Consider the following 21,871-nt stretch of genomic DNA (forward strand, 5'->3'; position numbering starts at 1 on the left):
CATGTTTTTAGGCGAGTTTTACTTTAACGTCAGATTTTTATGCTAGTGTTAATACGGTAATGGATAAGGCTTTAACTGGGCTTGTCTATGAAGTGACGCAACGCCACTCTATCAACCCGCGATGGTTAGGGATAACGCAAGATGAATATGCAATGGATCAGTGATCTCAATATAAAAAATAAGCTTTTGCTGGTGATAGTGCCGCCCATTCTGGGGGCCACTTTCTTCGGTCTGTTCGTGGTCTATGGCCAATATCAGCTGCATCAGGGACTGAGTCAGGTAGAGACGCTTTCCGAGCTGGCTGTGGTGAACAGTGATTTTGTGCATGAGCTGCAAAAAGAGCGAGGCATGAGCGCCGGCTTTCTCGGCTCAAAAGGCAAGAGTTTTGGCGATAAGCTGCCAACGCAGCGTCAGTTGAGTGACGAGCAGCTTAATAACTTCAAGGCCTTTACCGCCAGCCATGAGCTGCCTAAGGCGTTTGCCCAGCAGATGAGCCAGGTCAATCAGATGATTAACCAGCTGGGCGATATCCGCAGCAGGGTCGACAGCTTAAGCATCTCTGTGCCGGAGGAGGTGGCCTATTACACCAAGCTTAACGGCCTGTTGTTGGCGATTGTGGATCAGACCAGTCAACAGGGGGCTAGCCGTCAGATCGCGGTGGAGTCGGCCAGTTTTGCCGCCTATCTGCAGATGAAGGAGCGCGCCGGTATCGAGCGCGCCGTGCTGAGCTCCACCTTTGGTAACAGTTCCTTTAAACCCGGCATGTTCCTTAAGTTTGTCAATCTGGTCTCAGAGCAGAACACCTATCAGGAGCGCTTCTTAGCCTTGGCGACCGATAAGGTAAACGCCGATTATCAGCAGGTCGCCTCTTCGCCCACCTTTATGGCGGTCAATGCACTGCGTGACAAGGCGATGAGCCAGGACGCTGGCGCCCTGAGCGGTCAGAGCTCTACCGACTGGTTTGCCAAATCTACCGCCCGTATCGACGCCCTGCGTCAATTCGAGCGTCAACTGTCTCATCATCTGTTAACCGATACTCGCAGCGCGCTCGCCAATGCCAAGTCGTTGATGGTGAGTGTCATCGTCTTGATGTTGGTGTCAGGCCTCGTGGTGATCTTGCTATCTCTGTTTATCGGACGTTACCTGCATGCCTCTCTCAGACACCTGTATCACAAGGTGACAGAGTCACAGAAACATTACGATCTCAGCGTGCGGGTCGACCTTAAGGGTAAGGATGAGATAGGGCAGCTGGGCTCAGCCTTCAACCACATGATGGCTGATTTCGAGAAGGTGATCGGTATGGTGAGGACCAATACCCAGGGACTGCTTACCGCGTCTCAAGAGATGGAAGGCTGCGCCCGCATCATGCGTGAAGATGTGGCCTTGGGTCACAGCGAGGTGGATCAGGTTGCCTCGGCGATGACAGAGATGAGCGCTACGGTACAAGAGATCGCCCAAAATGCGGTGCAGGCCTCTGAAGCCTCGGCCCAGGCCAACAAGGAGGCGAAGGAGGGCAGCCTGGAGGTTGAACGTACCGCAGATTCTATCAATGAGCTGGCTCAGGAGATCGCCGATGCGGCGCAGGCCATCAATAACTTGGATGAAGACATTAAGGGTATCGTCGATGTGCTTGGGGTGATCAGCGGTATCGCGGAGCAAACCAACCTGCTGGCGCTTAACGCAGCGATCGAGGCTGCGCGGGCCGGTGAGATGGGCCGTGGCTTCGCCGTGGTCGCCGATGAGGTGCGCAGTCTGGCGCAGCGGGCACAGACTTCCACCGAAGATATTCGTAGCATGACAGAACGACTGGAGCGTGGCGCCAAGATCGCCGTGAAGGCGATGGAAAGCGGTCGTAACAAGGCGGAGATCAGCGTGGTTGAATCCAAGCGCGCCGGTGAGGAGCTTATTCGTATCGTTAGCGAGGTGAGCGTCATCGACAGCATGAACGAGCAGATCGCGGCGGCGACCCATGAGCAATCGGCGGTGTCCGAAGAGGTGAACCAAAATGCGATGAAGATCAGCGACATCTATCGTAATACCCATGAGGTGTCCGATCGTCTCAGCCAGCTCAACGAGTCACTGCTTAACGATGTGAGCGCCATGTCTGAACTGGTGAGCAAGTTCAAATAGGGCGGATATGCAGCGAATTGGCGATCTATTACGCAAATGCCTGAGTGGACAGTTTTTTAGCTTGACCCTGTTTAGCGATTTGCGTAAAGTACCGCTCCGTTGATGCGATTCCTATTGGACATTGCACAACGCTTCGGTGAGTTGTCCGAGTGGCTGAAGGAGCACGCCTGGAAAGTGTGTATACGGCAACGTATCGAGAGTTCGAATCTCTCACTCACCGCCACTTTCAATAAGAAAGACGCCTAAGGGCGTCTTTTTTTATGCCTGTCATTCGGCGCCAGTCCTATTTATGACTAGCTTAGGGCGCAAGTTGTCACTCTCCAGAACATATTTCTGATAAAAACTGTCTATCCTCCAAACCGCTATAGCCAACATGCAAATTCGCGTGACATCCGACGAGACCCTTAGCCCACTAGCTAACATGGTACACAAGGCTAACTTCATAGCTTGGTTATTCTTTCTCAACGCTTAGGGGAGGCTATAGGCAGGCGGCGTCTTAATGATTATAATCAAATGATAATGTTTTTAGTGCGAGGAGTTGGCAATGGAAAATAAGACGGCACGCTTTACCGTGTTACTCGACCCCAGTAAGAAACAGGCATTCGAACAGTTGTGCGCCTCTCAGGATTTGACGCCCTCACAGGTCGTCAGACAGCTGATCCGCGGCTACTTAGAGCAACATGGGGTGAGCTATGGTCAGGCTGAGCCGACCAAGAATCCTAAGGTCAAATCTTAAGGTCAACTTTAACGGTGAGTGTAGCCAAGTGCGGCGCCTAGAATCTTAGCTGGCCTGAGTATGATAATTTTATTATAATACTATTATCATTGTGAGCGGTTTTAGTAGAAAGCAAGAAAGTCATTCTAAATGACAGGCCGGATACTTAGACCGATCCTTACCTTTTTAATGAAAGAGAAAGAGTTATGAGCGATACAATTCCACCATGCCCAAAATGTGAGTCACCTTATGCCTATGAAGATGGCTCATTGTTGATCTGTCCAGAATGTGCTCATGAATGGAACCCTAACGAAGTGGCTGTCGATCCCGATGCCATCATCCTGAAAGATGCGGTAGGCAACCTGTTAGAAGAGGGTGACAAGGTTACCCTGATTAAAGATCTTAAGGTGAAGGGCACTTCACTGACGCTGAAAGTGGGCACCAAGGCAGTGATCAACCGTTTCGTCGACGCCGACCACGATATCGACTGTAAGGTTGATGGTCACGGCCAGATGATGCTGAAATCTAAGTTCGTGAAGAAGCAGAGCTAAGATCTCTGATTAGGCTTAGGCTAAGTTCTAGTTTTGGACTAAGCTCAAAGAATCAATAAAAAGACCTGCCAGTTGGCGGGTCTTTTTGTATCTAAGCTAAGTTTGAGCTTTGTAAACGTTAGCTATGAATGCCAATCAAGGTTTTCATGCTGTAGCCTTGAGCCAATTAAAGCAAAGGACTGAAGAGATAAAAGAGGTGTTCTATCACCCGCTGATATAGTGGTCTGCTCTGCCAACGCTTGTACTCGAGCTGCTCGGCATTGTCGATATAGCCCTGCTGCAGCACTCTTAACTCCTCGGCAAATGTCTTATCATCGACCGCCAGAGTCAGTTCGAAGTTAAGCCAAAGGCTGCGCATATCCATGTTAACCGTGCCTATGAGGCAATGCTCATCATCGATCAACACAGACTTGGTATGCAGCAGGCCGCCCCTGAATCTGTGGATCTTCACCCCAGCCTTGAGCAGCTCGGCAAAGAAGGAGCGACTGGCCCATTTGACCATCGTCGAGTCATTCTTCTGGGGAATGATGATGTTGACATCGACGCCCCGCGCCGCCGCTGTTACCAAAGCATCCAGTAGGTTCTCGCTGGGCACAAAGTAAGGGGTGGTGATCACTATTTTACGGCACGCCTGGTAGAGGCTCTGTAGTAGGACCTGGTGGATCACCTCTTCAGGCATCCCGGGCCCTGAGGGGATCACCTGTACCAGGGAATCCGCCTCACCGCTCACTTTACATGATGGCTCATATGATATCGCGTGTGATATCTCGTGTGATGATGCATATGGTTTTTCTGGAATACCTGGTGGCTCGGGCAAATAACGCTCGCTGGTTTCCACCTCCCAATCCCAGGCGGCGACAGTGTTGACCAGCGGTACGGCCGGCCCCACCATGCGCACCATGACGTCGATCCACTGGCCTACGCCTTCTCCCTGCTTAAAGTACTTAGGATCCACCAGGTTCATCGAGCCTGTGTAGGCGATATGATTATCGATAACCACTATCTTACGGTGCAGGCGCAGATCTAAGCGCCTAAAGAACATCCTTAAGGGGCTAACGCTTAGGGCCTGAGATATCTCGATGCCGGCCTTGCGCAGCTGTGTCGGCCAGGGGGAGTTAAAGAAGGTGCGGCTCCCGGCAGCGTCCAGCAGGAGTTTTACTGTGACACCACGTTTTGAAGCTTTTATCACGGCCCTGGCGACATCATCGGCCAGCCCGCCAGGATGCCAGATGTAGAACTCCATCACTAGGTTCTCTGTGGCCGCGTCGATATCCTGGATGATGGAATTGAGTATGCTCGATGGCGTATGCTGCAAGCAGAGCTGGTTGCCGCTGAGCGAGGGGATGCCGAGCTGAGTATCGCACAGCTGACTGATGGCTCTGGCATGCTTGCTCTGGCGCTCTGGTGTGTGCAGCGGATGCTGATACAGGGCCGCAAACCACTGGCCGTAAGGTTTAAACATTGCCTTGGAGCGACTGGCTCGGGTCTGCCCCAGGTGCAGCTCGCCAAACAGGATGTAGGCGATGATACCGACGAGGGGGAGAAAATAGATCACCAGTATCCAGGAGAAGGAGACCCCTATGGTGCGGCGTTTAATCACCAAGCGCAGCGCGATGGCGCCTAGAAACAACCAATAGATGAATACGCCGGCAATGGCGAGGATTTGATGTACATTTTCCATAATGTCTGTTTGAGCCTGAATTGCACTCGCTCGAGTATGATTCGATAATGGCGTGAATCTAAATATAGCCTGATCGCTATCATATAGGCTAAGCTGCTGGTGCTAAAGCACTATTTTTATCGTCTAGATGTAATACCAGCCACTTCGACTGTAGAGTAACTCTGTGAGCCAAAACCGATCCAATTCGCCGCGTTTACTGCGCTGGGGGATAAAATCATTACTATTATTACTCCTAAGTGCGGCTGCTTATGTGGCCGTGGTGACCTATCTTAACGGCGAGCCAGAGGTGATGATGAGTGAGGTTGAACCGGTTTTTGTCTCCCAATGTGTCGCCGCGCACACTAGCCAGGCGCTGGATAATGATGGTCAACTCAGGGTCGGTGTGTGGAACATCTATAAGCAGCAAAAGCGTGGCTGGCAGCAGGATCTCAGTAAGATCGCCGAACGTAGCGAGCTCATGTTGTTGCAAGAAGCTAAGTTAAACGCAGGCTTTAATCAGTACCTTAACGGCTCTAGCCTGCATCTGGTGATGGCTAAGGCGTTCTCGTTGCTGAAATCTCCCGTAGGGGTAATGAACCTCGCCACTGAACAGGCACGCGATGCTTGCGCCTATCATGCCGTCGAGCCCTGGATCCGTTTTGCCAAATCCACCCTCATCTCTCGTTACCCCCTGTCTAATGGACAGACCCTACTAGTGGTCAATCTCCACGGCATCAACTTCGACTGGCAGCTTAAGAGCTATCGCGCCCAGTGGCAGCAGATAGTACAGAAAATCAATCTGCATCAGGGACCTGTGATCTTAGGCGGCGATTTTAATACCTGGCGGGGGCAGCGTATGGCCTATATCGAGCAGCTCGCCCACCAGCTCAGGCTGAAGGAGGCGGTATACGAAGAAGACAAGCGTCAGCGGGTGTTCGGCTTGCCGCTGGATCATCTCTATTATCGTGGCCTGAATCTGGTTGCGGCCGAGTCTTTTACCAGCCAGGCATCGGATCACAATCCCATCTGGGCCGAGTTCAGGTTAAAGCCAGTGACACATTAGCCCCTCGATACCTCACCACCAATTGAAGCTCATTGATAGTCGAAACGACACTCCTCCGTATGACGGTTGAACCTGGCGAGAAAGCCAGGATGCTTGGCCAGGAAGGTTTTACCAAAGTAGACCCCAAGATCGATGCGCATGTTCGGGCGTTTGACGAAGGCGTCCATTGAGAGGTGCGACTGACGTACCTGCTCCTCAAACAGCAGTGCATTCTCCATCACACCATCAATGCGCCTGGCGTCCAGTAACTTGACCAGCTCGTTGATGGTGGGAAAGATCTTCACCTTTTTGAACTTATTCTTGGCTAACCAATGGGCGCTATTGGAATGGATCCGCGCGCCAAACAGGGTACCGGATTTCAGGCTATTCATGCTGGTTGGGATCCGGTACTCGTTGTGGTAATAGAAGTTCCACTCCTGCTGAATGAAGGTATTACTCTGCACGGCAAATTGATCGCGCCATTCGTTGCGAGAGGCGGAGAAGAAGCCATCATATTTTCCCTGTTTGACGCTGTTTTGTGCTCGGCCCCAGGGAAGGAAAATCACCCTGTAGGGTTGATCGATTTTTGTCATGACACAATCTAGCGCGGTTAGTCCAAAACCGGCTTGATGCGCGACGCCCTGTGCGTCTCTCTGCTGGCTATGATAGGGCGCCCATTCCTGCGTTGCTATTGTGACTAGCTTAGGAGTTACAAGTTTAGGCTCTTCTTTTTGTGATGAACTATTTTGATTCTCGGTTGCTTTAACATTAACGGCCGTGAAGAGTAGGGCGCCTAAAACCAATAGACTAGCGTAAAATATTTTCATGGTTAAGTAATGCAAAGAAAGTTGCCTAGAAGGGTCACTTTTCCTGCTTTTTAATTGGGTGCTCATCTGAGCGTTTGTGCGCGCGCTAAATTGGGCTTTGGACTTGGTGTTATTAAGCATGACTACCTCTTGAGGCTCTAAATTCAGTGTAGTGCCCGTCAACTCTGTGTCAAAAGCCGCCTACTTTATACCTTGTGTGGATGAGCTAAGCGCTTAACTCTGGTGCAAGGTTAGTTTTTAATGCTTGGCAGATAGTGGGTTAAGCCTGGCGAAGACCTTTGTAACAAAGCTTGTCTAAGATGGTGTGATAGCTGCAATTTTCGTGGCAACGTGATTTACTATGGGCCAACTGGGCTAAGCTCATGTATTGGCTCATCTATCGGTTCAAGTTTCACTGCTGCTAAAAACGTCGAGTAAGGCCGTTAAAGGCAAGTTTTAAGCTGCAAGCTAAGAAGTCGTTATTAGAAAGCCGTTAAAAGAAAGCCGTTAATAATAAGAATGAAGGGAAGAAGAATCATGAAGAAAAGCGTCATCGCTGCCGCCATCGTCCTGGGGCTAGGTAGTCTTACCGCCTGTCAGACACACACTAGCGAAACTGCAAGTACTCAGAAGGCGAGCGTTGCCGAGGTACAGGCACTGAGTTTTGCCGAGTTTTCCAATCAATTTATCGATGCCTTGTGGCAGCAGTCGCCGACCTGGGCGCTCTATAGTGGTTATCACAAATATGACGGTGTGCTTAAGGTGCCTAATGCCCAAAGCCGTATCGAGAGCTTAGCCTTCGTCGACGCCCAGCTTAAGCTGTTAAATGGCTTTGATGTGAATAAGCTAACCCCGAGTGAGCTTATTGACTACAAGCTTATCGAGAACCTGTTGAAGCAAGACCGCTGGGAGATAGACACCTTCAAGTCCTGGCAATGGAACCCTGCGAACTACAATGTAGCCGGTGGATTTGCTCAGCTGGTTAACGAAGACTTTGCGCCGCTGGACGAGCGTCTGCGCTCATTCCTGGCTCGCATGGAGAATGTTCCTGCCTACTACGCCGCGGCAAAAGAGAATATCGACAAGCCGACCCTAGAGCATACCCAATTAGCCATAATGCAAAACCGCGGCGCCTTCAGTGTCTTCTCAGATGATTTATTGAAGCAGGTTGCCGCCTCGGGTCTCAGCGATGATGAGAAAACCCTGTTCACTACCCGTTTCAAGCTCGCGGTCGATGCCATTAATCAACATATCGACTGGTTGACTGGCCTGGAAGCCAAGCTGACTAAAGAGGGCGCTCGTAGCTTTAGAATTGGTGAAGAGCTCTATGAGCAGAAGTTTGCCTTCGATATTCAATCGGGCATGTCGGCCAAGCAGCTCTATGAGAAGGCCCTGGCGGATAAAGCAAGAGTTCAGGGCGAGATGGCTAAGATCACCACGCAGCTGTGGAGCAAGTATTTTAAGACAGAGATGCCCAGCGACACTAAGGTGGCGACTCGTCAGCTGATCGACAAGCTGTCGGCCCGCCATGTGAAACGCGAAGACTTTGTTGCCGAGGTACGCGCCCAGATCCCCGAGTTGGTCAAGTTCGTCAACGAGAAGCAGTTGGTGACGTTAGATCCTAAAAAGCCTTTGGTGGTGCGTGAAACCCCAGAATATATGCGTGGTTTCGCCGGCGCTTCGATTAGTGCACCTGGTCCCTATGAGAAGACGGGTAATACTTACTACAACGTCACACCGCTAGATGGCATGAGCGACGCTTCTGCAGAGAGTTACCTGAGAGAATACAACCATTGGATCTTGCAGGTACTTAACATTCACGAGGCGATCCCGGGTCATTACACCCAACTGGTTTACTCTAATGAGTCGCCAAGCCTGGTGAAGAGCCTATTTGGTAACGGTGCCATGGTTGAAGGTTGGGCGGTTTACGCCGAGCGTATGATGCTGGAAGAGGGTTATGGTAACTTCGAGCCAGAGATGTGGCTCATGTATTACAAGTGGAACCTAAGGGTCATTGCCAACACCATTCTGGACTACAGCATTCAGGTGAAGGGGATGACAGAGGAGGAGGCGATTGCGCTGATGACTCAGGAAGCCTTCCAGCAACAGGCTGAGGCCGAAGGCAAATGGCGCCGCGCGACTCTGAGCCAGGTGCAACTCACCAGCTACTACGCGGGTTATCGTGAGATCTATGATTTCCGTGAGGAACTTAAGGCTAAGCAGGGAGAAGACTTTAACCTTAAAGGCTTCCACGAACAGTTCTTAAGCTATGGTAGTGCACCGGTGAAATACATTCGCCAGTTGATGCTCAAATAGAGACAACTTGTTTTTAAGGCCCCAAAAGGGGCCTTTTTTATGTCGCGAGTATCAATGGGGTGGGATGCTGGTCAAAGTTTTATCCTTTAGAGGTATAAAGGACTGGATTGGCCCGATGAGTTAATGTAACCTTAATGATAACAATTATCATTAAGGTTCTTAAATGGAAAGAGTGTTACTCGTTGATGATGATCCCTTTGCGCGCGAAGTCCTCTATCTTGGCCTAGTCGCCAGCGGGTATCAGGTGCATTGTGCCAGTAATGGCCAGGAAGCACTGCTTATTTTAGGCAAAATGGCGATCGATCTCATTGTCTTGGATATCGAGATGCCCCTTGTGGATGGTTTTGCGTTTCTAGAGGCGCGTAGCGACAACCTGCCGGTGATCCTAATCTCGGCTACCGATGAAGAGGAGCGGCGGGTAAAAGGGTTTCGTCTCGGTGCCGATGATTTTCTTTCTAAACCTGTAAGTGTACGAGAGCTGGTGGCGCGTATCGATGCACTGCGGCGCCGCGCAGCCATCACCAAGGCGCAGCTGACCGAGGTTCTGCCGCTGCCGATCAAGGCGATCTATTTTAATCAGAATGATTTCAGCATAGAGGTGGCTGAGCGGCGCGTATCCCTGACCCAGACCGAGTTTAAGCTGCTTAAATACCTGTTCGATCGCAAAGGAGAGGTGATCACCAAACAGGAGCTGCAGAAAAGTGTGCTGAAGAAAGATCTGGGACAGTTCGATCGTAATCTGGATATGCACATCAGTAATACCCGGCGTAAGCTTGCCAAGATCTGCCTGCCGAAAACCATCATCAATACCGTTCGTGGCCAAGGTTACAGCTTTCTGTGTTAGTCAAAATGGCAACAAAAAAACTGGCTTTTATTTGGCGCTAGCGGTGCGAAAATGGGGCGAATTAGTTTATCCTTAGGGGATCAGCAGACCCAAGATGTCTGCCTTAACTCAATGAAGGAATGGATATGCTAATCAGTGCCAATTTTGACGGCGGTAATATTGAGGTCATTAACCAAGATGATATCAATAATGTGCAACTGGCCATTAGACCCGATGAAGGGGGCGAGTTTTTCCAGTGGTTCAATTTTCGTCTGCAAGGTGAAGTAGGCCAGCGCTATACCCTGAATATCATCAACGCGGGCCAAGCCTCTTACACTAAGGGCTGGGAAGACTATCAGGCTGCGGCCACCTACGACAGACAGCAATGGTTCCGCCTGCCGACTCAGTATCAAGATGGCAAACTCACCATAGAGGTCGAGCTGGATTGCGAAATGATCCAGCTCGCCTACTTCGCGCCCTATAGCTACGAGCGTCATCAGGATCTGCTTAGCGCCGTTCAGGTGCATCCGCTTGTCTCACTCGAACATCTTGGTAAGACATTAGACGATCGCGACATGACCCTAGTTAAGGTGGGTGATGAAGATGAAGAGAAAGCTAAGATCTGGATCACCGCACGTCAACATCCTGGCGAAACCATGGCCGAGTGGCTGGTGGAAGGCCTCCTAAATAATCTTCTCGATGGCGATTGTCCGACGGCCAAGGCGCTACTGGATAAGGCCAACTTCTATATTGTACCTAACATGAACCCGGACGGCGGCGTACGTGGCCACCTGAGAACCAATGCCAAGGGCGTTAACCTTAACCGCGAATGGCAGAGTCCGTCGCTGGAGAAGAGCCCTGAGGTGTACCATGTGGTCAATCGCATGAAAGAAACAGGCGTCGACCTCTATTATGATGTGCATGGCGATGAAGGCCTGCCATACGTGTTCCTCGCAGGCTGTGAAGGCGTGCCGGGTTACAATCAAAAGATGGCGGATCTGCAGGGCGATTTCGTTAAGGCATTGCTGATGGCCAGCGCCGATTTCCAAGATGAGTTCGGTTATGATAAAGACGAGCCAGGCCAGGCCAACCTGACCGTTGCGTCAAACTGGGTCGCGCAGACCTTCGGCTGTCTCTCTAACACCCTGGAGATGCCATTTAAAGATAACGCCAACATGCCAGATCCTATGTCTGGTTGGTCGCCTGAGCGTTGTATCTACCTGGGCGAGGCATCACTGCTCGCCATGCTGGCCGTGGTCGATAAGCTAAGATAGGAGTCCGCAATGGCCTTAGTAGAATGCCCAAGTTGTCAAAAGCGCATATCGAGTTTGGCTAAGAGCTGCCCGCACTGTTCCTCGGGCTTGTCTGGGGATAACGAGTCGCTTAATCGGATTAGCCATATCAAGCGTACCAATCAGCTGATGAACCAGAGCTTTCTGGCGATGACGCTGTTTATTGCCGGAGTGGTGATCTGGTTTTGGGGCGGCGAGCCGGCGGAAGGGCTCAGAGCCAATATCGCCGGCATCTGTTTCGTCTTTGGCTTCGTCGGCTATCTGATAGCCAGAGTTCGCATAGTGTTACATAAACGGAAGAGTATATGAGTGATATCAATAAGGTGATCGACGATATGCCTCAAGAGGTATACGAGCGATTACTCAGCGCCGCCGAACTCGGCAAGTGGGAAGATGGCACAGTGCTGTCTGATGAGCAGAAAGACTCGACACTGCAGCTGGTAATGCTGTACCAGGCTCGCAGGTTGAACCAGACAGATCATTTCACCATTAATAATCAAGGTGAATTGAACGAACTGTCAAAGGCCGAGCTGAAACGTCAGTTCAAGGGCGAGAGTATCGCCGCCTTCAAAGAGCAAGACCTCTAAGAGTGAAAAGCCCCTGATGACAGGGGCTTTTTTATTTCGCATTGTTAGTTTTAAACCAATTAGTCTTCGGTGAGCTCACCGCAGAGATCTTGCTGCATCTGCACGCGAATATCGCTTGGTGAAAGCTCGGTAGACAGCAGGTAGTGCAGTTTGGTCAGCGCCGCTTCCGTGGTCATGTCGAAGCCACTGATCACCCCGGCTTTGGCCAGTGCATTGCCCGTGGCATAGCCGCCCATGTTGACCTTACCCTGCAGACACTGGGTTAGATTCACTAAGATGATGCCGCGCTCGTTGGCTTTTCGCAGACACTCTAGGAGTTCGGGGTTTTGCGGCGCGTTGCCGACACCATAGGTAAGCAAAATTAGCGCCTTTACCGGCTGCTGTAAGATGTTATCGATGATCTCTGTGGTGATCCCAGGGTAGAGGGTAACCACGCCTATGGGCTGAGGGCTTATCTTGTTGACCGTCAGGGTATTGGCCTTGCTTTCGCTGATGCGGCCCGCCTTGAGGCGGATCTTAATGCCTGCTTCTAACAGCATAGGAAAGTTAGGCGAGGCGAAGGCATCGAAGCCATCTGCATGGGCCTTTGTGGTGCGATTGCCACGAAACAGCTTGTTGTTAAAGAAGAGGCATACCTCGGCCACCGGATAGTTGGCGGCGATATAGAGGGCGTTAAGCAGATTGGTTTGGCCGTCTGAGCGCAGCTGGGCCAGCGGGATCTGCGAGCCGGTAACGATAACGGGTTTGGTCAGTCCCTGCAGCATGAAGGAGAGGGCCGAGGCGGTAAAAGCCATGGTGTCTGTGCCATGGAGGATCACGAAGCCATCATACTTGTCGTAGTTTGCCTTGATATCGTCGGCGATCATCTGCCAATCCGTCGGCGCCATGTTTGAAGAGTCGATCAGTGGACAATATTCACTGATGACAAAGTCTGGCATCTCCTGGTGAAAAAACTCGGGCATGGCCTTGACGCAGTCGGTAAGAAATCCCGGTACCGGCGCGAAACCATTGTCAGTCTTTTGCATGCCTATGGTGCCGCCGGTGTAGGCGACATAGATGGAGGGTTTTTTCATTATAGTGATAGCTTTATTGATGCAGGATTGGCGCGATTATACTTAGGATGGAGCCAATAAAAAAGCCCGCATCGGCGGGCTTTTCTGTGATAGCGTCTTTGCTGCGAGTACAGCAGAGCGATTAGTAGTTACAGCTGTCGCAGTAGAGGTAGAGGCCATTTGGATCGTCAAAGGCGTTAAATTCTTCGACTACGCTGCTCACCTCACCAAGCAGTTGTTCGATTAGGCTGCTCTGAGACATACTCTGTGGCATATAGCTAACAGCCTGGGCAAACATCTGCTGGATGAACTGCTCCTGTGGCGACAGCTCCTGTTCGATCAGCTTGGTATCGAACTTCTCAAGCTTAGCCAGCTCGGCCGCCTTAGTCACCGCCTGCTCAAGATCGCCAAGATCATCGACCAGGCCAAGCTCAAGTGCGCGTTTGCCAGACCAGACACGGCCCTGGGCAATCTTATCCACCTCTTCGGGTTTCATGCCGCGCTCCTCTGAGACGAGCGAGATGAAGTCTTGGTAGCCACGCTCGATATGGCGCTGAATGATCTCCTTGAGCTCTTCGCTGATCCCCTGGGTGCTGGAGAATGCGGTCCAGCCTGAGGTGGAGACGCCGTCTGTGTGGATCCCAAGCTCTGCCAAGGAGTCTTCGAAGGTGGTCATCATGCCAAAGATACCGATAGAGCCGGTCAGTGTCGTTGGTGTGGCGTAGATATAGTCGGCACTTGCCGAGATCCAGTAGCCACCCGAGGCGGCGTAGGTGCCCATGCTAACGACCACAGGCTTGTTGGCCGCCTTGAGGGCCAACACTTCCTGGCGGATCTGCTCGGAGGCAAATGCGCTGCCGCCAGGGCTGTCGACTCTGAGGACCACAGCTTTTACCTTGTCATCGAATCTCGCCTTGCGCAGCAGGGCAGAGGTGCTCTCGCCGCCGATCTGGCCCGCTGCCTGGTGACCATTAAGGATGTTGCCCTTGGCGACTATGATGCCGACGGCGTCGTGCATCAACACTGGTGGGAACTGCTGGATCACGCTCTGATAGTCATAGAAGCTTATCTGCTTAAAGCTGTGACCTTCTTTGGCTTCTCCTACACGCTCGACCATGTCCAGGCGGAACTGCTCGGCAGAGGCGAGCTTATCGACCCAGCCAAGGTTGATGGCCATCTCGGATGAGCGACCGTTGGCCTTATTAAGCTCAGCAAGATAACGCTCGGCGCTCAGCATCAGGTCGTCTTGTTTGATGCCGCGGTTTTGACTGACCGTGGCTTCGAAGCTGTCCCAGATATCTTGCAGCAGCTCGCGGTTGGCCGATTTCGCCGCCTCAGACATGTCGTCGCGCATAAAGGGCTCGACCGCCGACTTGAAGGTGCCCACCCTGAAGACGTGCGCCTTGATCTTGAGCTTATCCAGCGCCGACTTGAAATATTGGCGATAGCGGCTCAGGCCTTCTATCTCTACCGAACCCTGAGGGTTGAGGTAGATGGTATCGGCGAAACTGGCGAGGAAGTACTGGTTTTGGCCATACCAGTTACCCATGGCGATAATCGGCTTGCCTGAGGCCTTAAAGCGGGTCAATGCGTCACCAATGCTCTGCAGCTTGCTGATCCCTGTCCATCTTAGGTGACCTATGTCGAGCACTAAGGCGGAGATGCGTTTGTCGCTGGCCGCATTGTCGATAGCGTTTAGCAGATCGGCAAGTAGGATCTCGCCATCGCTCTGTCCCCCTTTACCACTCTTCATGGCGGCCTCTATGGGGTCCACCTGGCGTTTCTGTTCTACCACGTTACCCGAGAGATCCAGCACTAATGCTGAACCCTCTTCGACTGTTGGGCTCTCCTCACCGGCGAGGATCACGAACAATAGGGCGATAAAACCGAAGAAGAATAGATTTAAGATCACCTTGCGTGTGGTGTTGACCACCTTCCACAAGGTGGAAAAGATCCGTTTAAATATTGAGGGCTTAGCGGACATTATCCACTCCTTTATGACTCTGATCCCTCTATGCTAACTGAAAATGGCCATAGGGGCGAAACACAATTGTAAATGAATCTTAAGGCTTGGCACGCATTGAGTATTGAGCTAAATCCAAACAGCGGGTATGCTGATTTAAATCACTTGTTTAAAAAGGATGTTTAAATGTCGTTTCCGCATTTATTAGAACCCTTAGATCTCGGCTTCACACAACTGAAGAATCGTGTGCTCATGGGGTCCATGCACACCGGGCTCGAAGAAGAAAAGGGCGGTTTTGAGAAACTGGCAAAATTCTACCAAGAACGTGCCGCCGGTGGTGTTGGCCTGATTGTGACTGGCGGGATCTCACCTAACCTCAGAGGTCGTTTGGCGCCCAATGCTTGTCAGCTAAGCTTTCCCTGGCAGGTCGCCAAGCATAAGATTGTCACCAGCGCGGTGCATGAGGCGGGCGGTAAGATCTGTATGCAGATCCTGCACGCCGGACGTTACGGCTATCATCCTTTTTCACAGGCGCCTAGCAAGATTAAGTCGCCTATTACCCCCTTTACCCCCTCGGCCATGTCGGCCCGTCAGGTAAGAAGCACCATCAAAGATTACGCCACCACGGCGGCGCTGGCCAAGAAGGCGGGCTACGATGGCGTGGAGGTGATGGGATCTGAAGGTTACCTAATCAATCAGTTTATTTGCGCCAGAACCAATAAGCGCAGCGACGAGTGGGGCGGTGAGTTCAGCCAAAGAGCCAAGTTCCCGGTGGAGATCGTCAAGGCGATCCGTGAAAGGGTCGGCAGCGATTTCATCATAGTGTTTCGCCTCTCTATGCTTGATCTGGTGGATAACGGCTCCTCCTGGGAGGAGGTGGTGCAGCTGGCTAAGTGGCTGGAGAGCGCCGGCGTGACCATCATCAACACAGGCATAGGCTGGCATGAGGCCAGGGTACCCACCATTGCGACTAGCGTGCCCCGCGGCGCCTTTGCCTGGGTGACTGAGCGCCTCAAGCAAGAGGTGAGCGTACCGCTTATCGCCACTAACCGTATCAATACCCCTGAAATCGGCGAGCAGATCATTGCCTCGGGTCAGGCGGATATGGTCTCTATGGCGCGTCCTTTCCTGGCCGATGCCGATTTCGTCAACAAGGCGGCCGCGGGGGAGAGTCAGCTGATCAACACCTGTATCGGGTGTAATCAGGCCTGTTTGGATCATACCTTCGCGCTGAAACGCGCCACCTGTCTGGTCAACCCCAGAGCCTGTTACGAGACAGAGCTTAATTTTGTGCCGGCGACAAACAAGAAGCGCATCGCCGTCATGGGCGCCGGCCCAGCCGGAATGGCGTTTTCCATCTATGCCGCCAGCCGAGGCCATCAGGTGGTGCTGTTTGAGGCCAAGGGTGAGGTTGGTGGTCAGTTTAACCTGGCCCGTAAGATCCCGGGTAAAGAGGAGTTTGATGAGACCATCCGCTATTTCACCGAGCAGATGAAGCTCAACAAGGTCGAGCTAAGGCTCAACACCCGACTGGACGCCTCAGTGGTTAGAGACGAGCCTTTCGATGAGGTGGTGATCGCCGCCGGTGTCGTGCCAAGAGCGCTCGATCTGCCCGGTTTCGATAGCCCCAAGGTGGTGAATTACCAACAGGTGCTGAACGGCGAGGTCGAGGTAGGCGAGCGGGTTGCCCTGATCGGCGCCGGTGGTATCGGCTTCGATATGGCTCACTATCTGGGAGAGCAGGAGTCGACCACACTCAAGCCTGATACCTGGCTCAAGCAGTGGGGCATAGACAAAGCCTATGGTGAGCGAGGCGGATTAACCACGCCTCAGCCAGAACACACAAGCCGAAAAATTTACCTATTGCAGCGTAAAACCAGCAAGATGGGCAAGGGACTTGGCAAGACAACAGGTTGGATCCACCGCGCCGTGGCTAAGCACCATGATGTCGAGATGCTAAACGGTGTCAGCTACCAGAAATTCGATGAGCAAGGCCTGCATATCAAGGTCGGTGAGGCGACCCAGGTACTAGAGGTAGACAATGTGGTGTTATGTGCCGGACAAGAGTCTAATCGCAGCCTAGTCGATGAGATGAACAACACAGGCCTGCCGGTACATCTGATTGGCGGTGTGGATGTTGCTGCCGAGCTAGATGCCAAACGGGCGATCCGCCAAGGCGCAGAGCTGGCCGCACGCATCTAAAAAATTAAAAAGTCGGCTACCGCTAGCTTGTGGTTATTAAACTAGATTGCGGTTATAAAAAGTGAAAAGCTAATCCTTTGGGTTAGCTTTTTTTATGACCTTGGCATAACTTAAGCTAATGCTTACTAAGGTGGATTAGATAATGAACGAAACTAGAACAAAAGCGAATACTAGAACGAATACCAAAAACCATCGCTTGCTCGTTACCTTATTGGGCGCAGTAGCGGCTCTGGTGGTGAGTTTGCCGCTTAGAGCCGAAAGCTATGATGCCGAGCTTGCGGCAAGAGTCGGCGCCGATGAGTATGGCATGAAGCGCTACGTGATGGCCATGCTCAAGAGCGGCCCTAATCGCAGCCAATCCGAAGAAGAGGCAGAGAAACTGCAACGCGCACACCTGGATAATATCGGCCGACTGGCCGAGGAGGGTAAACTGGTGCTCGCTGGACCCTTCTTAGAAGAGGGCGCCTTAAGAGGCATCTATATCTTTAACGTCACCAGTGTCGAGGAGGCCAAGGCATTAACCGAGTCTGATCCCGCCATTAAGGCCGGACGTCTGGTGATGGAGCTGCATCCCTGGTATGGCAGCGCCGCCCTAATGGAGGTGAACCGGCTACACCATAAGCTAGCGAAGAAGGCGATCTAACAGATTATCTCGCGAATTTGCCTTTTGCATCTGTCCAATGTCCCAGTCAGCTTATCTGTTTAATGCTTCTGTTTGAGACAAGTTTTTGGTGAATCTGCAAAGGAATGCCAGATGTAATCAGCGTTTTGCCAGGGATTTTACTTGGAACTTGACTGCTTTTACCTAGTGCCTGTCTGAGGCTAGATTTGAATTAGATTCAGAGCGCTATTCAACGGTGCAGGCAATGGGCTCAGATGCATGAGTCGAGACCACCTCTGCGCCTTGAGCAGAAAGTGCCAGGTCGAGATCGCCGTCGGGATGACAGCAGCAGGGCAGACACTCATCGGCTTCCAGTTCGACCAGCGGTTCTGTGTGGTAGACGACGCTACCGCGATTAATCTTGGTCTTGCAGGCACCACAAAAGCCGTTACGACACTCAGAGAAGATACGAACCTTCTTCTGCTCGAGTGCCGCCAACAGGCTCTGGTGGTTATTGGTATAGAGAAGTACAGGCTGTCCATGAAGGCTCACGATCGGAGCCTTCTTAAAAACAGCCTGATTAAAGACCGCCTTGTTAGAGATCAAAGTCGGCAAACTCACTCTCATCCACAGACGCGTCAATTTGACCAACCAGGTAAGAAGACACCTCAACTTCCTGCGGCGCAACCTGTACCGAATCACTCTCGAGCCAGTTCTTCATCCACGGCAGCGGGTTACTCTGGTCGGCATAAGGGCTTACCAGGTTAACCGACTTCATACGCTCGTTGGTGATGTACTCGACATACTGGCAGAGGATCTGCTCGTTCAGGCCGATCATAGAGCCGTCTTTGAACAGGTACTTGGCCCACTCTTTTTCTTGCTCTGCCGCCTTCACGAAGATGTCGATCGCCGTCTGTTCGCACTCTTTAGCGATCTCGGCCATCTCTGGGTCATCCTTGCCACCTTGCATCAGCTTAAGGATATGCTGAGTGCTGTTTAGGTGTAGTGCTTCATCACGGGCGATGAGGCGGATGATCTTAGCATTACCTTCCATCAGCTTGCGCTCGGCGAACGCAAATGAGCAGGCGAAGCTGACGTAAAAACGGATCGCTTCGAGCACGTTAACCGACATCATGCACAGGTAGAGGGCTTTCTTTATCGCGCGGGTGGTGACCTCTACAGTCTTGCCGTTGATCTCGTGGGTGCCTTCACCCATGAGGTGATAGATTTGGCTCAGCTCGATCAGGTTATCGTAGTAATCGGCGATATCGCTGGCGCGCTTGAGGATCTCTTCATTCTGTACGATATCGTCAAATACCACTGAAGGATCGTTAACGATATTACGAATGATGTGGGTGTAAGAACGTGAGTGAATTGTCTCAGAGAAAGACCAGGTCTCGATCCAGGTCTCAAGTTCCGGCAGCGACACGAGCGGCAGGAAGGCAACGTTTGGCGAGCGCCCCTGAATCGAATCCAGCAGGGTCTGGTACTTGAGGTTAGAGATGAAGATATGCTTCTCGTGATCTGGCAGCGCAGCGTAATCGATCTTGTCTTTGCTGACGTCAACTTCTTCTGGACGCCAGAAGAAGGAGAGTTGCTTCTCGATCAGTTTCTCGAACACTTCATATTTTTGAACATCGTAACGGGCAACGTTAACCGATTGACCGAGGAACATAGGTTCCAGCAGGGCATTGTTAGGTGTTTGACAAAATGTTGAATAGGCCATTTTTCTATCTTCCGATAAAGGGGGCAAAGCCCCCTGATAAAAGGTTAAAACACGTAGAGTTAGATCTTACATGCGCCGCCTGCGCAGCTATCGTCTTCTTTCTCAATGGAGGTGATATCGTCATATTTGTCTGACGCACCGTCACGCGTGTTGTGATAGTAAAGTGTCTTCACACCGTATTTATATGCGGTCAACAGGTCTTTCAGCAGCACCTGCATAGGCACCTTGGCACCTGGGAAGCGGCTTGGGTCATAGTTGGTGTTGGCCGAGATAGATTGGTCAACAAACTTCTGCATCAAACCGACCAGCTGCAGGTAACCTTCGTTGCCAGGCATCTGCCACAGCAGCTCATAGCTGTATTGGTACTTTTCAAAATCAGGGACCACCTGCTTGAGCTGACCATCCTTACTCGCTTTAACGCTGATCAGGCCTCGCGGTGGCTCAATACCGTTAGTCGCGTTAGAGATCTGCGATGAGGTCTCAGATGGCATCAGGGCAGACAGGGTCGAGTTACGCAGGCCGTGAGTCTTGATCTCCTCACGCAGGGTTTCCCAATCCATGTGTAGTGGCTCGTCACAGATCTTATCGAGGTCACGCTTGTAGGTATCGATAGGCAGGATACCCTTAGCGTAATTGGTCTCGTGGAAGGCAGGGCAGGCGCCTTGCTCTTTCGCGAGATTCATCGAGGCCTTCAACAGATAGTACTGGATCGCTTCGAAGGTCTTGTGAGTGATGCCGTTGGCGCTGCCGTCTGAGTAGCGCACGCCTTCTTTAGCCAGGTAGTTAGCAAAGTTGATCACGCCTATACCCAGGGTACGACGGTTCATCGAGCCCTTATGTGCCGAGACGATTGGGTAGTCTTGATAGTCGAGTAGGCTATCGAGCGCGCGAACGGCCAAATCTGCCAGGCTTTCCAGCTCATCAAGTTTCTTGATGGCGCCCAGGTTCAACGCAGATAGGGTACACAGGGCGATCTCACCATCGGGATCGTCGATGTTGTTCAGCGGCTTGGTCGGCAATGCGATCTCAAGGCACAGGTTCGACTGACGTACAGGGGCAACCTTAGCGTCAAACGGGCTGTGGGTATTACAGTGATCGACGTTCTGGATATAGATACGACCGGTTGAGGCACGCTCCTGCATCATCAAGGAGAAGAGTTCTACCGCCTTGATCTGCTTCTTACGTATGCTCTCATCCTGCTCATACTTCACATACAGACGCTCGAACTCTGCCTGATCTTCGAAGAAGGCATCGTACAGGCCTGGGACGTCTGATGGACTGAATAGCGTGATCATGCTGCCCTGAATAAGACGTTGGTACATCAGCTTGTTCAGCTGCACCCCGTAGTCCAGGTGACGGATACGGTTATCTTCGACGCCGCGGTTGTTCTTAAGTACCAGCAGAGACTCAACTTCCAAGTGCCACATAGGGTAGAAGAGGGTCGCCGCGCCGCCGCGAACGCCGCCTTGAGAGCAAGACTTCACCGCCGTCTGGAAATACTTATAGAAAGGCAGACAACCTGTGTGGAATGCCTCACCGCCGCGAATTGGGCTACCCAGCGCGCGGATACGACCAGCGTTGACCCCTATGCCTGCACGTTGCGACACATACTTCACGATAGAAGAGGCGGTCGCATTAATTGAGTCTAAGCTGTCGCCACACTCGATCAGCACGCAAGAGCTGAACTGACGTGTCGGTGTACGCACACCAGACATGATAGGTGTAGGTAGCGAGATCTTAAAGGTAGAGGTCGCGTCATAGAAATCTTTAACGTACTGAAGACGCGTCTCTCTCGGGTAGTTGGCGAACAGACAAGCCGCTACCAGAATATAGAGGAACTGCGCACTCTCGTAGACTTCGTGAGTCACACGGTTTTGAACCAGATACTTACCTTCCAACTGCTTAACCGCGGCATAGGAGAAGTTCATGTCGCGCCAGTGGTCGATATAGCTGTCGAGTGTGTCTAATTCCTCGCGGCTATAGTCGTTCAGAATATGCGTGTCATATTTACCCAGCTCAACCAACTTCACCACATGGTCGTATAGCGAAGGCGGCTCAAACTGACCGAAGGCTTTCTTACGCAGGTGGAAAATGGCCAGACGTGCAGAAAGGAACTGATAGTCTGGTGACTCTGGCGAGATAAGGTCGGCAGCGGCCTTAATAATGGTTTCGTGGATCGCTTCAGTTGGGATTCCATCATAGAACTGAAGGTGTGAACGTAATTCGACTTCCGATACTGAGACGTTATTCAGTCCTTTGGCCGCCCAAGTGATCACTCGGTGGATCTTATCGAGATCGATGGTTTCACGTTCGCCACTGCGCTTCGTGACTTGCATATTGCTGTTCATTGAAGATAAGCCTTGAATTAAATATCGCTGGGAGGGAAAACTCCGCCCTACGTTTCC

The 21,871-nt window shown here is 51.8% G+C and carries 18 protein-coding genes and 1 tRNA gene; 12 read left to right on the forward strand and 7 right to left on the reverse strand.

Annotated features, from left to right (window positions below):
- Positions 1-141 precede the first annotated feature (141 nt).
- From K0I63_RS09965 to K0I63_RS09980, 4 genes are all read left to right on the forward strand, one after another.
- Positions 142-2,130 (forward strand): methyl-accepting chemotaxis protein, encoded by a 1,989-nt coding sequence (locus K0I63_RS09965; protein WP_220083312.1) that lies wholly within the window; start codon positions 142-144, stop codon positions 2,128-2,130.
- A 135-nt stretch (positions 2,131-2,265) separates the two neighbouring features.
- Positions 2,266-2,353, forward strand: a tRNA-Ser gene (locus tag K0I63_RS09970).
- 321 nt (positions 2,354-2,674) lie between these two features.
- Positions 2,675-2,866, forward strand: a complete 192-nt coding sequence (locus K0I63_RS09975; RefSeq protein WP_144199243.1) for a ribbon-helix-helix domain-containing protein — start codon at positions 2,675-2,677, stop codon at positions 2,864-2,866.
- A gap of 185 nt (positions 2,867-3,051) precedes the next feature.
- Positions 3,052-3,396, forward strand: coding sequence for a zinc ribbon domain-containing protein YjdM (locus K0I63_RS09980; protein WP_011865729.1), 345 nt, complete (start codon positions 3,052-3,054; stop codon positions 3,394-3,396).
- 166 nt (positions 3,397-3,562) lie between these two features.
- On the opposite strand, the gene cls is transcribed toward K0I63_RS09980, so the two are convergent.
- Entirely contained in the window at positions 3,563-5,077 is a 1,515-nt protein-coding gene (cls, locus tag K0I63_RS09985; protein ID WP_220083313.1) for a cardiolipin synthase, read from the reverse strand.
- 163 nt (positions 5,078-5,240) lie between these two features.
- Between cls and K0I63_RS09990 the strand changes: the two genes are divergently transcribed.
- Positions 5,241-6,119 carry an endonuclease/exonuclease/phosphatase family protein gene (locus tag K0I63_RS09990; RefSeq protein WP_220083314.1) on the forward strand — a complete coding sequence of 293 codons (879 nt, stop codon included), beginning with the start codon at positions 5,241-5,243 and terminating at the stop codon, positions 6,117-6,119.
- 29 nt (positions 6,120-6,148) lie between these two features.
- On the opposite strand, the gene K0I63_RS20075 is transcribed toward K0I63_RS09990, so the two are convergent.
- Complete coding sequence (locus K0I63_RS20075) at positions 6,149-6,691, reverse strand: substrate-binding periplasmic protein (protein ID WP_434086793.1); 543 nt, start codon at positions 6,689-6,691, stop codon at positions 6,149-6,151.
- 750 nt (positions 6,692-7,441) lie between these two features.
- On the opposite strand from K0I63_RS20075, the gene K0I63_RS10000 reads away from it, so the two are divergent.
- The 5 genes from K0I63_RS10000 to K0I63_RS10020 all read left to right on the forward strand — a co-directional run bounded on the left by K0I63_RS10000 (position 7,442) and on the right by K0I63_RS10020 (position 11,922).
- Complete coding sequence (locus tag K0I63_RS10000; protein ID WP_220083316.1) at positions 7,442-9,220, forward strand: DUF885 domain-containing protein; 1,779 nt, start codon at positions 7,442-7,444, stop codon at positions 9,218-9,220.
- Positions 9,221-9,383: 163 nt separating this feature from the next.
- Positions 9,384-10,064 carry a response regulator transcription factor gene (locus K0I63_RS10005; RefSeq protein WP_220083317.1) on the forward strand — a complete coding sequence of 227 codons (681 nt, stop codon included), beginning with the start codon at positions 9,384-9,386 and terminating at the stop codon, positions 10,062-10,064.
- Positions 10,065-10,189: 125 nt separating this feature from the next.
- Positions 10,190-11,317, forward strand: coding sequence for a M14 family metallopeptidase (locus tag K0I63_RS10010; protein ID WP_220083318.1), 1,128 nt, complete (start codon positions 10,190-10,192; stop codon positions 11,315-11,317).
- Positions 11,318-11,326: 9 nt separating this feature from the next.
- Positions 11,327-11,644 carry a hypothetical protein gene (locus K0I63_RS10015; protein ID WP_011865736.1) on the forward strand — a complete coding sequence of 106 codons (318 nt, stop codon included), beginning with the start codon at positions 11,327-11,329 and terminating at the stop codon, positions 11,642-11,644.
- Positions 11,641-11,922, forward strand: coding sequence for a YeaC family protein (locus K0I63_RS10020; protein WP_011865737.1), 282 nt, complete (start codon positions 11,641-11,643; stop codon positions 11,920-11,922). The genes K0I63_RS10015 and K0I63_RS10020 overlap by 4 nt, the downstream gene beginning before the upstream one ends.
- Positions 11,923-11,981: 59 nt before the next feature.
- On the opposite strand, the gene ansA is transcribed toward K0I63_RS10020, so the two are convergent.
- Positions 11,982-12,995 carry an asparaginase gene (ansA, locus tag K0I63_RS10025; protein ID WP_220073844.1) on the reverse strand — a complete coding sequence of 338 codons (1,014 nt, stop codon included), beginning with the start codon at positions 12,993-12,995 and terminating at the stop codon, positions 11,982-11,984.
- Between the two features lie 121 nt (positions 12,996-13,116).
- The gene (sppA, locus tag K0I63_RS10030) at positions 13,117-14,958 is read right to left on the reverse strand and encodes a signal peptide peptidase SppA (protein ID WP_220083319.1); all 1,842 of its coding nucleotides are present in this window, start codon (positions 14,956-14,958) and stop codon (positions 13,117-13,119) included.
- Positions 14,959-15,123: 165 nt separating this feature from the next.
- Here sppA and K0I63_RS10035 point away from each other — a divergent pair, with 165 nt between their 5' ends.
- Together K0I63_RS10035 and K0I63_RS10040 are read left to right on the forward strand one after the other, a co-directional pair.
- Complete coding sequence (locus K0I63_RS10035; RefSeq protein WP_220083320.1) at positions 15,124-17,139, forward strand: NADPH-dependent 2,4-dienoyl-CoA reductase; 2,016 nt, start codon at positions 15,124-15,126, stop codon at positions 17,137-17,139.
- A gap of 196 nt (positions 17,140-17,335) precedes the next feature.
- The gene (locus K0I63_RS10040; RefSeq protein WP_258406986.1) at positions 17,336-17,782 is read left to right on the forward strand and encodes a YciI family protein; all 447 of its coding nucleotides are present in this window, start codon (positions 17,336-17,338) and stop codon (positions 17,780-17,782) included.
- A gap of 204 nt (positions 17,783-17,986) precedes the next feature.
- Here K0I63_RS10040 and yfaE read toward each other — a convergent pair whose 3' ends face one another.
- The 3 genes from yfaE to nrdA are packed head-to-tail and all read right to left on the reverse strand — an operon-like array spanning position 17,987 to position 21,814.
- Positions 17,987-18,367, reverse strand: coding sequence for a class I ribonucleotide reductase maintenance protein YfaE (gene yfaE, locus K0I63_RS10045; RefSeq protein WP_220083322.1), 381 nt, complete (start codon positions 18,365-18,367; stop codon positions 17,987-17,989).
- Complete coding sequence (gene nrdB / locus K0I63_RS10050; protein WP_220045151.1) at positions 18,336-19,466, reverse strand: class Ia ribonucleoside-diphosphate reductase subunit beta; 1,131 nt, start codon at positions 19,464-19,466, stop codon at positions 18,336-18,338. The genes yfaE and nrdB overlap by 32 nt, the downstream gene beginning before the upstream one ends.
- A 59-nt stretch (positions 19,467-19,525) precedes the next feature.
- Positions 19,526-21,814 (reverse strand): class 1a ribonucleoside-diphosphate reductase subunit alpha, encoded by a 2,289-nt coding sequence (gene nrdA, locus K0I63_RS10055; RefSeq protein WP_220083323.1) that lies wholly within the window; start codon positions 21,812-21,814, stop codon positions 19,526-19,528.
- Positions 21,815-21,871 lie beyond the last annotated feature (57 nt).

Source organism: Shewanella rhizosphaerae (assembly GCF_019457655.1).
GTDB lineage: Bacteria > Pseudomonadota > Gammaproteobacteria > Enterobacterales > Shewanellaceae > Shewanella > Shewanella loihica.

Bases quoted from the DNA above. Each gene is read 5' to 3' on its own strand.
- K0I63_RS10010 (WP_220083318.1), top strand. From the start codon at position 10,190: ATGCTAATCAGTGCCAATTTTGACGGCGGTAATATTGAGGTCATTAAC.
- sppA (WP_220083319.1), bottom strand. From the start codon at position 14,958: ATGTCCGCTAAGCCCTCAATATTTAAACGGATCTTTTCCACCTTGTGG.
- cls (WP_220083313.1), bottom strand. From the start codon at position 5,077: ATGGAAAATGTACATCAAATCCTCGCCATTGCCGGCGTATTCATCTAT.
- K0I63_RS10020 (WP_011865737.1), top strand. From the start codon at position 11,641: ATGAGTGATATCAATAAGGTGATCGACGATATGCCTCAAGAGGTATAC.
- K0I63_RS10005 (WP_220083317.1), top strand. From the start codon at position 9,384: ATGGAAAGAGTGTTACTCGTTGATGATGATCCCTTTGCGCGCGAAGTC.
- K0I63_RS09975 (WP_144199243.1), top strand. From the start codon at position 2,675: ATGGAAAATAAGACGGCACGCTTTACCGTGTTACTCGACCCCAGTAAG.
- K0I63_RS09980 (WP_011865729.1), top strand. From the start codon at position 3,052: ATGAGCGATACAATTCCACCATGCCCAAAATGTGAGTCACCTTATGCC.
- yfaE (WP_220083322.1), bottom strand. From the start codon at position 18,367: ATGAGAGTGAGTTTGCCGACTTTGATCTCTAACAAGGCGGTCTTTAAT.
- K0I63_RS09965 (WP_220083312.1), top strand. From the start codon at position 142: ATGAATATGCAATGGATCAGTGATCTCAATATAAAAAATAAGCTTTTG.
- nrdA (WP_220083323.1), bottom strand. From the start codon at position 21,814: ATGAACAGCAATATGCAAGTCACGAAGCGCAGTGGCGAACGTGAAACC.
- ansA (WP_220073844.1), bottom strand. From the start codon at position 12,995: ATGAAAAAACCCTCCATCTATGTCGCCTACACCGGCGGCACCATAGGC.
- K0I63_RS10015 (WP_011865736.1), top strand. From the start codon at position 11,327: ATGGCCTTAGTAGAATGCCCAAGTTGTCAAAAGCGCATATCGAGTTTG.
- K0I63_RS20075 (WP_434086793.1), bottom strand. From the start codon at position 6,691: ATGACAAAAATCGATCAACCCTACAGGGTGATTTTCCTTCCCTGGGGC.
- K0I63_RS10000 (WP_220083316.1), top strand. From the start codon at position 7,442: ATGAAGAAAAGCGTCATCGCTGCCGCCATCGTCCTGGGGCTAGGTAGT.
- K0I63_RS10035 (WP_220083320.1), top strand. From the start codon at position 15,124: ATGTCGTTTCCGCATTTATTAGAACCCTTAGATCTCGGCTTCACACAA.
- nrdB (WP_220045151.1), bottom strand. From the start codon at position 19,466: ATGGCCTATTCAACATTTTGTCAAACACCTAACAATGCCCTGCTGGAA.